At 46.4% G+C, this 12,765-nt stretch carries 9 protein-coding genes; 6 read left to right on the forward strand and 3 right to left on the reverse strand.

Annotated features, from left to right (window positions below):
* Positions 1-51 precede the first annotated feature (51 nt).
* Entirely contained in the window at positions 52-1,170 is a 1,119-nt protein-coding gene (locus A3735_RS24460; RefSeq protein ID WP_068516496.1) for a sensor domain-containing diguanylate cyclase, read from the forward strand.
* 20 nt (positions 1,171-1,190) lie between these two features.
* Here A3735_RS24460 and A3735_RS24465 read toward each other — a convergent pair whose 3' ends face one another.
* Complete coding sequence (locus A3735_RS24465; RefSeq protein WP_068516490.1) at positions 1,191-2,225, reverse strand: AraC family transcriptional regulator; 1,035 nt, start codon at positions 2,223-2,225, stop codon at positions 1,191-1,193.
* A 194-nt stretch (positions 2,226-2,419) separates the two neighbouring features.
* Between A3735_RS24465 and A3735_RS24470 the strand changes: the two genes are divergently transcribed.
* The 4 genes from A3735_RS24470 (at position 2,420) to A3735_RS24485 (ending at position 7,716) form a co-directional block, all read left to right on the forward strand.
* A complete protein-coding gene (locus tag A3735_RS24470; RefSeq protein ID WP_068516487.1) occupies positions 2,420-4,039 on the forward strand; it encodes an FAD-binding oxidoreductase in 1,620 nt (539 codons plus the stop codon).
* Between the two features lie 98 nt (positions 4,040-4,137).
* On the forward strand, positions 4,138-5,820 hold the full coding sequence (locus A3735_RS24475) for a glycerol-3-phosphate dehydrogenase/oxidase (RefSeq protein WP_197470275.1): 1,683 nt from the start codon (positions 4,138-4,140) through the stop codon (positions 5,818-5,820).
* On the forward strand, positions 5,820-7,379 hold the full coding sequence (locus tag A3735_RS24480) for an FGGY-family carbohydrate kinase (RefSeq protein WP_068516483.1): 1,560 nt from the start codon (positions 5,820-5,822) through the stop codon (positions 7,377-7,379). The genes A3735_RS24475 and A3735_RS24480 overlap by 1 nt, the downstream gene beginning before the upstream one ends.
* 130 nt (positions 7,380-7,509) lie before the next feature.
* Positions 7,510-7,716, forward strand: coding sequence for a hypothetical protein (locus A3735_RS24485; RefSeq protein ID WP_068516480.1), 207 nt, complete (start codon positions 7,510-7,512; stop codon positions 7,714-7,716).
* Between the two features lie 51 nt (positions 7,717-7,767).
* Here A3735_RS24485 and A3735_RS24490 read toward each other — a convergent pair whose 3' ends face one another.
* On the reverse strand, positions 7,768-10,476 hold the full coding sequence (locus A3735_RS24490; RefSeq protein ID WP_068516476.1) for a nitrate reductase: 2,709 nt from the start codon (positions 10,474-10,476) through the stop codon (positions 7,768-7,770).
* A gap of 10 nt (positions 10,477-10,486) precedes the next feature.
* Positions 10,487-11,740, reverse strand: a complete 1,254-nt coding sequence (locus tag A3735_RS24495) for an NAD(P)/FAD-dependent oxidoreductase (protein ID WP_068516472.1) — start codon at positions 11,738-11,740, stop codon at positions 10,487-10,489.
* Positions 11,741-11,970: 230 nt separating this feature from the next.
* Here A3735_RS24495 and A3735_RS24500 point away from each other — a divergent pair.
* A partial coding sequence (locus tag A3735_RS24500; protein WP_156499891.1) for a hypothetical protein occupies positions 11,971-12,765 on the forward strand: 795 nt, incomplete at its 3' end.

Raw genomic sequence — 12,765 nt, forward strand, 5'->3', positions numbered from 1 at the left:
TACAATATACAGATGTCTTAGTTATACCTATCCCAAGCCGGAGATTCTTGGATGCCCTCAGTTGATGACCTCGTTGCGACCGCGAGGCGTAACGAAATAATCGCTCGTAACCTCTTCGATATAGAAGTTGCGATTATGAACATTACTCGTTGTTCGGACTTCTTTATGGCGCTGGTGTCGCTGGTGCAGGAAAAGTTCGAAATCGAGCATGTGTGGACGGTTTTGACGGAAACGCCTTCTAACGCTCATCTGATTGATACTTTGCGCGAAGCTGAGCGTAAAGCTGATAAAGAAGCGCCTGTCATTCTGCGCACAGTGAGTATGGTGGATTTTCTAGGAGCGACTCAGAGTGTCCGGGAGCCAATTTTGGTTAGTCGTGACATCAAGCGCTATCACTCGCTCATGCCTATTGAAGTGAAACGCAATGCCGAGCCTCACGGTGTTCGTTCGCTGGCTGTATTGCCTATTGTGATTGATAGCAAGGTTGTAGGGGCTTTGATGCTGGGTTCAAACTCCGCCGAGCGCTATAGCCCGAGCAAAGATAGCTTCTTTCTGAAGCAGTTGTCTGTAAAAGTCTCTTTCTCGCTAGCGGGTGTATGGGCAAGAGAAAGGATTAGCTTTTTGGCAACGCGAGATCCGCTTACTTTATTACGTAATCGTAGAGAGTTAGAGGAAACGCTTGATCAAGAGTTAAGTCGTCATGCGCGCCAGAAAGAAGATTTGGCGGTCATGTTTATCGATTGTGATGATTTCAAGATAGTCAACGATACCTGCGGTCATGACTGTGGTGATAGTTATCTCAAGCATGTTGCACATCATCTGAATGAGTTAACACGAAAGAGTGATTTGGCATTCCGCTTTGCTGGTGATGAGTTTGTCGTGTTGCTGCCTCATCAGCGCCAAGAAGGCGCTGATATTATTGCAGGGCGTATTCGCGAGCATCTCTTGAATACGCCTCTCAGAGTCGAGGATAAGGTAATTCCTGTTGTGATTAGTTATGGCGTGATTTCGACAGAATCAATGGATCGAGTCGACTCTAAAATGATGCTTAAAATAGCCGATGAGCGGCTTTATGAAATGAAGCGTCAGAAACCTTCCAAACGAGTAAGTGTTCCTGAAACCCAGGATAATGTCGTGGTTGCCAAGGCTGGCCTGGTGAGTACCGACTAATACTCGCCAAGCTGTCGGTTTTATAGGCTTTTCAATTGCGAACTTTCTGTTCGGTACTGCCCTGGTGTCATACCGGTCCAACTTTTAAAGCTGCGATGAAATGAGCGCCCGTCAGAAAAGCCCAGGTTATAAGCAATATCTTGAATTCCTATTTCGGAGCTTTTCAGAAGTTCGGTCGCTAAGTCTAGTCTGACTTCATTTAACAGCGTTTGATAAGAACTGTCTTCAGCGACGAGTTTTCTCTGCAGTGTTCGTTCGGTCATGTTTAGTTCATTCGCAATGAGTTCTTTTCTTGCGCTGCCTAGATTCAATTGGTGTCGAATGAGTGCTTTGACTTTATCAGCAAAGTTCTCACTAGCCAGGCTAAGGTGAGTCATTTGCTCACTAGCATGAGATTCAAGAGTTTTGAGTAGCAGGTTATCGGGTTGGCGAAGTGAAATAGACAGTAGGTCTTTATTTAGCACAATACCGTTGTGCTGAGCCTCAAACTCAACGGGTGCATTGAAGAAGCGGGTATATTCTTCTTGGAGCTTTGCAGAAGGAGCGGGGCGCCCGATTAGTATCTTTTCAGCAGAGGCATTTTGGTTTGCTAACCAGCGTGCAAAGTTTGTCCACGAAGCCAACACGTTATCGATCATATGAGGCCTGACAATCGGGTCGTCGTAAATACAGTGCCAGCACTGCAAGATGCTGTTCCCTAAATCTTTAAAGCTGGTTGTTCCCATATCCCCGACAAGTCTTTCATAGGGCTGTATTTTATCCATGGCTTCACCGATGGTGGCGCAACTCATAGTGATATAGCCAAGCACACTATAGGAGCCTGGCTGAACAAATTGGCTGGTATGAAGCCCGAGCAAGGGGTCATTAGCGCGTTCGATAAGATGTTTAATAAGAGATTGGAACTGGGTTCCAATAATACGCCCATTTGCACTGGCCAGAACATTCGGGTCGATCCCTGAGTCGAGAATGACTTGATGAGTATCGATTTGTTTGCTCTGAGCATATTGTAAATATTGCTGTACGGCAGGAATGGAAGCAAAGCCCAGGTGTTTCATAATTTACTCTTCTCGCAGGAAGTTTGAGAGCACAAAAAGTGTCACTGACTGAATTTGATGATCATAATGTCTGAAATTGTCAGTGAAATTATAGTTTATTCCGTTATTATTTCGAGCTATGTCTTTCTAGAGTGTTGTCCGCTGTTAAGATGCTGGGCACTTTAAACTAAATTTGAATATATATAGGTGAACGCATGCGTCGTTGGAATGGTTGGGGAGATGAAGCAAACAAAATGGATTTGCCACCTACGGGTGAGCAATTTCTTAGTGATCTAGTGGGTGCTTCCAGCCCTTTAGCGGATGCACAGCTGAGTGAAGTTTTGGCTCAAGTTCCAGAAAGTCGTTTACCTGAGCATATATTGATTGATAAAGACCCGGAACAGCGTCTTCGTCATTCTCGCGGTCAAAGTCTGCCTGACTGGCTTGCCATGAGAAGTGGCCGCTTTGAATTCTTCCCCGACGGCGTTGCTTTTCCAGAAACTAAAGATCAGGTCGCTGAGTTGGTCGAGTTTTGTTATGAACATGACATTATCCTGATTCCCTATGGTGGTGGAACCAGCGTCGCGGGGCATATTAACCCTTTTGAATCTGATGAACCGATACTAACTTTATCGCTAGGTCGAATGACTCGCTTGATAGATTTGGATGAGGAGAGTCAGATTGCTACCTTTGGTGCCGGTACACCTGGGCCTTTAGTTGAATCTCAGCTTCGTTCTAGAGGCTATACCTTGGGGCACTTTCCCCAGAGCTTTGAGCTGTCGACCATTGGTGGTTGGGTAGCGAGCCGTTCTAGTGGACAGCAGTCTCTGCGTTATGGACGCATCGAACAAATGTTTGCTGGTGGTAGTGTCGAAACACCTAAGGGGCGTATGGATATTCAAACCATTCCTGCCTCGGCAGGCGGCCCGGATGTAAGAGAGATCTTTATGGGCTCGGAAGGGAGGATGGGCGTAATCTCTGAAGTTAAGGTACGAGTGACACCTTTAGCAGAGCAAGAAGACTTTTACGTTATTTTCTTCCCTTCGTGGACGCAAGCAAAGGAAGCAGCTCGTTATATGGTTCAGAGTAAGGTTCAACTATCGATGCTGCGCTTAAGTAATGCCGTTGAAACCACGACCCAACTTGCTTTGGCTGGTCACCCTGGCCAGATATCAATGCTTGAAAAGTATCTGAGCTTTAAAGGTGCTGCTGAAGGCAAGTGCATGATGACCTTGGGTATAACGGGGCTGCCTGAGCAGTGCCGCCCTGCCCACAAACTAATGAAGAGCATGATTCGTCGTTATCATGGCGTGTACACCGGTAACTTTTTGGGTAAGAAGTGGGCTGATAAACGCTTTAAGATGCCTTACCTACGCGAAGCTCTTTGGGAAAAGGGCTATGTGGTTGATACCCTTGAAACGGCAACCGACTGGGATAATGTAGATAATCTACTTAATAAAATTGAAGACAATTTACGCAATAGTCTTAGCGCTGAAAATGAAAAGGTCCATGTCTTTACCCATCTTTCACACTTCTACGGCCAGGGTTGCAGTATTTATACGACTTATGTGTATCGAGCCGGTGAGAGCTGCGAGCAAGCTTTAGAGCGTTGGAAGCATATGAAATCTTCTACCTCCGAGATTATCGTCAACAATCGCGGTGCAATCAGTCATCAGCACGGAGTTGGTAAAGATCATGCTCCTTTCCTTCCAAAAGAGAAGGGCGAGTTAGGAATGCACCTCATTAAAACTGCTTTTGCAGCCATGGATGAGAAGGGCTTATTGAACCCGGGAACCCTGATAGAAGATGACAGAGTAAAAAGCCTGTTCGACTAGCTTTTTTGCAAGCTCGGCTCAATTTACGGTCCAAAAAAATTATAACTTTTCAAACTCTCGGCGTGACAGCTGCGATATGACGACGACGGAGGTAAGCCGTGTCACAAGATAAACAATATGCATCCTCTATTGCTTATTGGGCGCCAGGTGGCCGAGCGTTAGCCTTAGATGTGCTGCGCTCTGGAAAGGCTTGGGACTTGGTGATTGTTGGTGGCGGGATTACCGGTGCCGGAATCTATCGCGAGGCTGTCGCGCAGGGTTTGAAAACCCTCTTGATAGAGCAAAAAGACTTTGCCTGGGGGACTTCATCACGTTCATCAAAAATGGTTCATGGCGGACTGCGGTATCTGGGAAGTGGACAATTTTCCTTAGCTAATGACTCGGTCAAAGAGCGTCAGAACTTGATGGATGAGTTGCCCGGTTTAGTTGAGCCTTTGCCATTTATTATGGGGCATTACAAAGGTGTTTTTCCCGGGCCTTGGGTGTTTAACAAACTTTTGGCTATTTACGACTACATGGCAGGGAAGCGCTATCGGCAGTTTTTCAAACGAGGCATATTAGACTTTTTAGTCCCGGGCTTGCTTACCAAAAAGTTAAAAGGCGTCACTCAATTTGCTGACGCTTCTACCGATGATGCTCGTTTGGTTTTACGTGTATTGGAAGAGGGCAATCGCGACGGCGGTGTTGCGATCAATTATCTGCGAGCAGAGCAAGTAAGCAAGGACGAAAATGACAGAGTCACGGGCGTCTTGCTGAAAGACCAACTGAGTGCTGAACAGTTTGAGTTGCAGGCAAATGTTGTCATCAATGCTGCCGGGGTATGGACAGATGAACTTCGACAACAGCTCGGTGAAAACAAAGTAATAAGGCCTCTGCGTGGCAGCCATTTAGTTTTGCCTCAGTGGCGCTTGCCAGTGGCGTATTCTGTGAGTTTTTTTCACCCGAAAGATAAGCGGCCAGTGTTTGCTTTCCCCTGGGAAGGTGTGACGGTTGTCGGGACAACGGACCTTGATCACAAGCAAAGTAGTCGAGACGAGTCCAGCATAAGCGCTGGCGAAGTAGCGTATCTGTTAGCTGCTGTGAATCAGCAATTCCCAAATAGTTTGATTTCTGAAAGCGATGTTATAGCGACGTACTCGGGTGTTCGCCCTGTTGTCAGTAAACATTCTAGCAAGCAAGAAGCTGACTTGAGTAAACCGGCAAAGCCTTCTGATGAAAAGCGTGAACATGTTGTCTGGGATAATCGAGGCATGGTGAGCGTTGCAGGAGGTAAGCTGACGACTTATCGTTTAATCGCCTTGGATGTGCTTCAAACGGCGGCGAGATATTTAAATCGGAAACCTGAAGACTTTAAGTCGAGTACACACTTTCCTGAGACTGACCATGTAATGGCTTCAGCTCATATCAATGCACCTCAGATTCGTAGGCTAAAAGGACGCTATGGCTTTGGCGCAGAACGTATCGTTGAGCTGGTAGATAGGAAACCTGAGTTAGCAGACAAAGTCTTGACTAGTGATACCATATTCGCTGAGCTTGTTTATGCCTGTGAAACTCAACTAGTCGTGCATTTAGACGATCTAATGCTGCGCCGCACTCGTTTAGGACTTGTTCTTCCTAAAGGTGGTGAGGCCGTGCTTACTCGCGTCAAGGCTCATTGTTTGGAAGCTTTAGGCTGGGATGAGCCTCGTTGGGATCAGGAGGCGAGCAGGTATCAGCGTATTATTAGTGCTCATTATTCTCTTCCTGTCGAAGAAGCCAAAAAAGAAGAGCGGGTGGTGTGATGAGCGAGCAGTATATCTTCACCATTGATAACGGTACTCAAAGTGTTCGGGCCATAATATTTGATACCCAAGGTAATTTGATCGCTAAGGGCAAACAAGAGCTCGAGCCTTACTTCTCTAGCCAGCCGGGCTGGGCTGAACAAGATCCAGAGTATTACTGGTCTTCATTAAAAAAAGCTTGCGATAAACTATGGGCTGCAGCTGATATTGATCGTTCCAGGATTATTGCAGCAACGGTCACCACGCAGCGCGGTACGGTCGTTAATGTTGATGAGCAGGGAAGGCCTGTGAGGCCAGCCATTGTCTGGCTAGACCAGCGTAGGGCAGAGGTAAAAGGGGATGTGCCCGGTTTTTGGAAGTGGTTGTTTAAAATCGCCGGGGTTGAAGATGTTGTACATCGATTTCGAGAGAAATCGCAGGCATTATGGATTTCCCAGAGCCAGCCTGAAATATGGCGCAAGACACATAAGTTTCTGCTGTTATCAGGCTATTTGAGCTTTAAGCTAACGGGAGAATTTAAAGACTCTGTTGGTGCCCAGGTTGGTTACATTCCCTTTGATTATAAGAAGTTAAAGTGGGCTGCTGAATCAGACTGGCGTTTTAAGATTTTGCCTTCTTTGTGCAAAGACATGTTACCTGAGCTGGTAGATCCTGGGGAATCATTAGGTGCTTTGACCAAAGAGGCAGCAACTCATTTGGGGCTAGATGAAGGCTTACCTATCATTGCCTCGGCGTCTGATAAAGCCTGCGAGATTATCGGCTCTGGCGGCAACCGGCCTGATATCGCTTGTATGAGCTATGGCACGACAGCGACAATCAATACAACTAACTCTAAACATATTGGACCGATTAAATACATGCCGGCTTATCCGGCTGCAATTCCAAAGTACTTTTCATCCGAGATTATGATTTATCGCGGTTTTTGGATGGTGAGTTGGTTCAAAAAAGAGTTTGGCCTACGAGAGCAAAAGATAGCCGAAGAGAGAGGCATAGAACCTGAACAGTTATTTGATGAACTGGTGAACCAGGTTCCGGCGGGCTCGATGGGGCTTATGTTGCAACCATACTGGTCACCGGGTGTGCGCGACCCTGGGCCGGAGGCAAAAGGCGGTATTATCGGGTTTGGTGATGTGCATACTCGCTCCCATATCTATCGCGCTATTCTGGAAGGTTTGGCTTACGGCTTAAAGGAAGGCATGCAGCGTCTGGAAAAGCGAAACGGGCTTAAGGTGAAAACCTTGCGTGTCTCGGGGGGCGGCTCTCAAAGTGATGCCGCGATGCAATTAACTGCTGATGTCTTTGGTATGCCTGCAGAAAGACCTCACACCTATGAAACCTCTGGCTTAGGGGCTGCCATTGATGTTGCTGTTGGTTTAGGCGTTTATGCAAGCTTCGATGAAGCCATTGAGAATATGGCGCGTGTTGGCAAGGTGTTTCAGCCAAACCCTGAACGAGTTAAGTTGTATGCTCGTTTGTATAAAGAAGTTTATTTGAAGATGTATCCCCAGCTGCAACCACTTTATAAGACAATTCGCGATATTACAGGTTACCCTGAGTAGTTTGGGATCTGTATTTCAATAGTAGACAGTATAAAAATGAAAGAGTAGACTCATATTTCTGGTTAAAAAAAGATCAGTGTTGTTCTTATTCCGTTGTAAAAATTTAAAAATAAAAAGCAGGGATTAATGAATGAAAAAATATACTCGAAATACCATTTTATACTCAGCGCTCACCGTTTCGTTTGTTGCAAGCTATTGGATTGTTCGGCAAGACGCCCAGCAACTCGACCCTTTAGTTTCAGATGTGCCCTTGATCGAAATTAATGAGCAAGCCTCGGAAGGCTTTAACACCCCTCGTCAGCCGAGTACCGTACTCGTTAGCCGCTACGACCCTTAGGAGGAATAAGCCTCGTACTTAGCTTGTACGAGGCTTATTGTCAGCTTGCCCTTAAGTAAATAGCGCTTTTATCTCAGGTACGCAAGAGCCACAATTGGTGCCAGCTTTACAGACTTTTCCAACTTCCTGTGGGCTTGTTAGTTGGTGTTCCTTTATTGCCGTTTGAATGGTTTTTTTCCCGACATTAAAGCAGGCGCATATGATTTTACCGACATCCGGCGTACCTATGGGTGGTTTGCCTGTTAATAAAGCCATGCGGCTTTCTGTATCTAAGGTTTCAGGGTGCTTATCGGTATGACTAAATAATGAGGCGATCCAGCTTCGCTCGGGTAGTTGGTAGTTCGAACCTACGATGAGCACAGCTTGAAGTATGCCTTCATTAAAGCAGGCGGTTCGAAATAATCCTTGATGCTCATCTTGATAGGTTTGCCACTCTAGCTCTCCTGAGTGGATTCTGATTTGACTGGACAGATGGGTTTGCCAGTGCTTGATTTGCCGCCTTCCTGCAAGTTCGTAATGGAAGTAGCCATCGCCTTTGATGAGTACGGTGTAGTCAATGCCATCAAGAATTAAAGGGTGACGTGAAATAACAAAACCGTGCCAGTTGGTTTGGTAAGCTTTGATGCTAACCGGCGTGTGCTTGCTTTCGGGTTGGAAGGATATTGGATCAATCTCTGGGTTAACGACTACTCCAACGCGCCCCTGGCTGCTGAATTGAGAGGTCCAGTGCATGGGGACAAATAGCTCTCCCTGCGGAAGGCGTTTAGTGACCTCCACTCGTGCAAGCATGCTTCCCCAATGACTTTCTATTTCAGCTATATCGCCCTGACTTAAACCGAACTTATGAGCGTCTTCAGGAGTGATCTCGACATAGGGCTCCGGCTTATGCTGGTTTAGCCTCGCTGATAAGGCAGTGCGGGTCATGCTATGCCATTGGTCTCGAACCCGTCCGGTATTCAAAGCAAGGGGCCAGGCCTCTGACAATGAGTTAACAGGTGGGCGATGTCTGAGTGCTATGAGTTTGGCTTTGCCGGAGGCGGTAAAGAAACCTCCTTCAGAAAAAAATCGTTTTACACCATTCGGGTGAGTGTTGTTTACGGGCCATTGCACAGGTTCTAGCGAGTCGTATTGTTCGTCACTAAGCTCTGCCAAGCCAGAGATATCGAAATCTCTAGGCCGTTGTTCAGCCGTATTTTTAAAGCCTGTTAGTGCTGCATGTTCCCGAAAAATATCGGCAGCAGATTTAAAATTAAATGCTTCGTGGTAGCCCATGGCTTTGGCTACTTGGCAGATAATCCACCAGTCGGGCTTGGCTTCACCTGCTGGTGGTAGCAGCGCTCGTTGGCGCGAAATTCGTCGTTCGGAATTGGTGACAGTACCGTCTTTTTCGCTCCAGCCCAAAGCGGGCAGTTTGACTTCGGCTCGATCTAAGGTATCCGCATGAGCGACACAGTCAGACACAACGACGAAGTCACATTGTTCAATGGCTTTCCTTACTTTTTCTGCATTGGGAAGGCTGGCGACCGGGTTGGTTGCCATGACCCATAGGGCTTTGATCTTTCCTGATGCGACGGCGTCGAAGAGCTCAATCGCTGGCATGCCTGGTGTATTGGCAAGGTTTGGGGTATTCCAGAACTCACTAAGTAGGCTTGTGTCCTGTTCATTAAACTCTAGGTGAGCCGCGAGTTGGTTTGCTAGACCGCCAACTTCACGCCCCCCCATTGCATTGGGTTGCCCCGTTAATGAGAAGGGGCCGCTGCCAGGTTTTCCAATGCGCCCTGTTGCTAGGTGACAGTTGAGAATGGCGTTAACTTTGTCAGTGCCGGACGAAGACTGATTGACCCCTTGGCTATATAGGCTCAATGTTTCTTGTGTATCACGAAACCATTCGAAAAAAGTCTTGATGATGTGGGGGGCAACATTACACTTCTCGGCGACAGTTGAAATATTGAAGGCATCTTGCTGCGCAGCCAAAATACATTGATCAAAGCCTTCAGTATATCGTTCGAGGTAGTCATTATCGATTACTCCCTCTTGATATAAGAAGGCGAGTAAGCCGTTAAACAAGGCGACATCACTACCCATTTTCACTGGAATATGCAGGTCGGCAATATCGCAGCTATCGGTCTTTCGAGGGTCAATAACGACGAGCTTCATGTCCGGGTTTGTTTCTTTGGCTTTTTTGATGCGTTGGAACAGTACCGGGTGGCACCATGCTGCGTTAGAGCCTATCAGAACAACTAGCTTAGAGAGTTCAAAATCTTCATAGCAGTTGGGAACCGTGTCGCTGCCGAAGGCGCGCTTATGGCCAACGACGGAGGAAGACATGCATAGACGGCTGTTAGTGTCGATATTGGCGCTGCCAATAAACCCTTTCATCAGCTTATTAGCGACGTAATAATCTTCGGTTAAGAGCTGGCCAGAAGCATAAAACGCAACGGACTCGGGGCCATATTGATCGATAGTTTCTTTAAATCGGGTAGCGACATGATTGATAGTCTGATCCCAGCTGGCCGTTTTCCCTTTGATAATGGGCTTCAATAGCCTGCTAGATAGATCTAGGGTTTCACCTAGTGCCGAGCCTTTTGAGCAGAGACGGCCAAAGTTAGCTGGGTGGTGCGGGTCGCCTTGTATTGTCACGTCCCTGTTATCAGCGTGTGTTGTTGCAATAATGCCGCAGCCTACACCACAGTAGGCGCAGGTGGTCTTTATTTCCTGCGGTTTTGTGCTTGTCTCTGTTGAGTTGATCATTTGAGTCATCTTGATGTTCCTAACCCGCTAAATCTAAGGTGGTAGTTTGCTTGGCGGTTTGAAAGTAGCCTTGGCCGAATATCAAAAACTCTCTCATGTCTTCGATATTGCAGCGCTGTTCAAGTAAGCTTTGATACCATGAGCCGTCTTTGGTATCGCCATATAGAACAACGCCTATGATGTGCCTATCTTTGATAACAAGCTTTTTATATACCTTGGCAGAAGGATCAGAAAAACGGATTTCCTCGCTTTCTTCATCACCTAAGAAATTACCGAGTGAGAATAAGTTAATACCGGTTACTTTTAATTTGGTCGCACTGGGGAGAGTCTTGTATTCCGCAACACCGTGGCCACTGAGGTGATTAGCACATACTCTGGCTTGCTCGAACAAAGGTGCTACCAGGCCAAAAGTGTCGCCTCTATGCTGAATGCACTCCCCCACAGCATAGATGCTAGGGTCGTACGTTTGTAATGTATCGCTGACAACAATGCCTTTTTCACAATGTAAGCCCGCTTTCTCAGCCAGTTCAAAATTTGGCCTGACGCCAATCGCCATAACAAATAAGTCGCAGTCGAGCTCACTTCCATCGGCAAAGCGAACGGCTCTAACATGCCCTGAATCATCTGCAAGAAGCTCTTCTGTCTCGGCCGGCATTTTAAACTTAACGTTTCGGCTTGTGAGTTCCTGCTGGAGTAAGTGACCGGCTGTCGCATCGAGCTGTCTGTTAAGGAGCACTTCCTTGCTATGAATAACGGTAACGTGCATGCCTCGCTGCGCAAGGCCGTTGGCTGCTTCAAGACCTAGTAGCCCGCCGCCTAAGACCACTGCATTCTTTTTTGTCTCGCTATAGGCAAGCATCTTATTGACATCATATATATCGCGAAAGGCGATCACACCTTCGAGTTTGCTTCCTGGAATAGGAAGAATAAAGGGTTTAGAGCCTGTTGCTATCAGTAGTCTGTCATAACGTGCTTGAGTGCCATCACGTGCTGTGACGCAACGTTTGCTTCTATCGATATCAATAACCAGCTTATCTGCTCCGGAATACAGGGTTATATTATGGTCGTGATACCATTGCCGGTCATGAATAATGATATCTTCAATGGACTTTTCTCCACAGAGTACGGGGGATAGCATGATTCGGTTGTAGTTGCCGTAGGGCTCAGCACCAAAGACCGTAATATCAAACTTTTCAGGAGAGGCGCTGACTAACTCTTCTACAGCTTTCATTCCAGCCATGCCGTTTCCGATTACCACAAGCTGCTGCTTCATCTCTAATCTCCGTACTGCCGTGTTATGAATGCTATAATCAATACATTGCTAATTTTTGCAAGTTATCGCAGCAATTTATATACCATTGGAGGTATGATTCTAACTCAACATGGTTAAGTACGCTGCAAGTCTCTTTAATAAGGCACTTAAGATTGACTTAGCTTAAGTTCATATACGGTTCACGGATGGATTAGTTTTGCACTATTTTGGTTCAACGTGTGGGTTGTTTGATGCGCCAAGGTCGATATAAAAATAATTATAGAATGTTTCATCGTTTGCTTGTTTTTATCTGTGTGTTGTTATCGTGGCGCATTTCTTATGTCGATGCTAATGAACTCAAAAAGACCGACATCGCCTTGCCAGCTTCCTATGAGGGTGACTCAAGCGCTCAAGATGAGATAGCAGAGGGCTCCCCTTACTTCGATAATTCGACTATCTCCTGGATTGAAACAAAACGCAGAGCATTGGCCGGAGATATCGTTGCTTTAGGCGCATATATTGATGGTTTGATGGGTGATCTAGAAGCCATTTCAGATCACAATCAAAGTTATGTAAAACTTTATTTGGGCTTAGGTGAGTCGAAATACTATGGGACAGAAGCGCTTCATAGATTGCGTTTTAGTTTAGATTTACCCATAACAAAAAGACGTTTTCGTTTTATTTTGGAAAGTGAAGATGAAGAAGCAGAAAACTCCGTGGATCAGGAGAGTACTAGGTCCTCCTTGAGTGAAGAGTCCGGTGAGGATGGCATTAATGCAAGTTTTAGGCTTTTATTTGATGCACGCCATTGGGATCGCCTTTCCTTTGACTGGGGGCTTAAAGCAAATTTGGACCCCGATATATTTTCAAGGGCTCGAGGAATTCGTAGCTGGAGTTTGTCAGAAAAGTGGTCATTAACTTTCTCTCCAGAGTTGTTTTGGTATGAAAGCCGGGGGGCAGGAGCCCGATCATCTTTCGATTTTGATCGCTTGGTTGGTGACTTTTATCTGCTTCGTCTACAGTCTTCCGTTGTTTGGTATGAAAGG

It is taken from the genome of Oleiphilus sp. HI0061, from assembly GCF_001635675.1.

Excerpts from the sequence above, each read along its gene's own strand:
- A3735_RS24480 (WP_068516483.1), top strand. The coding sequence starts at position 5,820 with ATGAGCGAGCAGTATATCTTCACCATTGATAACGGTACTCAAAGTGTT.
- A3735_RS24465 (WP_068516490.1), bottom strand. The coding sequence starts at position 2,225 with ATGAAACACCTGGGCTTTGCTTCCATTCCTGCCGTACAGCAATATTTA.
- A3735_RS24485 (WP_068516480.1), top strand. The coding sequence starts at position 7,510 with ATGAAAAAATATACTCGAAATACCATTTTATACTCAGCGCTCACCGTT.
- A3735_RS24460 (WP_068516496.1), top strand. The coding sequence starts at position 52 with ATGCCCTCAGTTGATGACCTCGTTGCGACCGCGAGGCGTAACGAAATA.
- A3735_RS24470 (WP_068516487.1), top strand. The coding sequence starts at position 2,420 with ATGCGTCGTTGGAATGGTTGGGGAGATGAAGCAAACAAAATGGATTTG.
- A3735_RS24495 (WP_068516472.1), bottom strand. The coding sequence starts at position 11,740 with ATGAAGCAGCAGCTTGTGGTAATCGGAAACGGCATGGCTGGAATGAAA.
- A3735_RS24490 (WP_068516476.1), bottom strand. The coding sequence starts at position 10,476 with ATGACTCAAATGATCAACTCAACAGAGACAAGCACAAAACCGCAGGAA.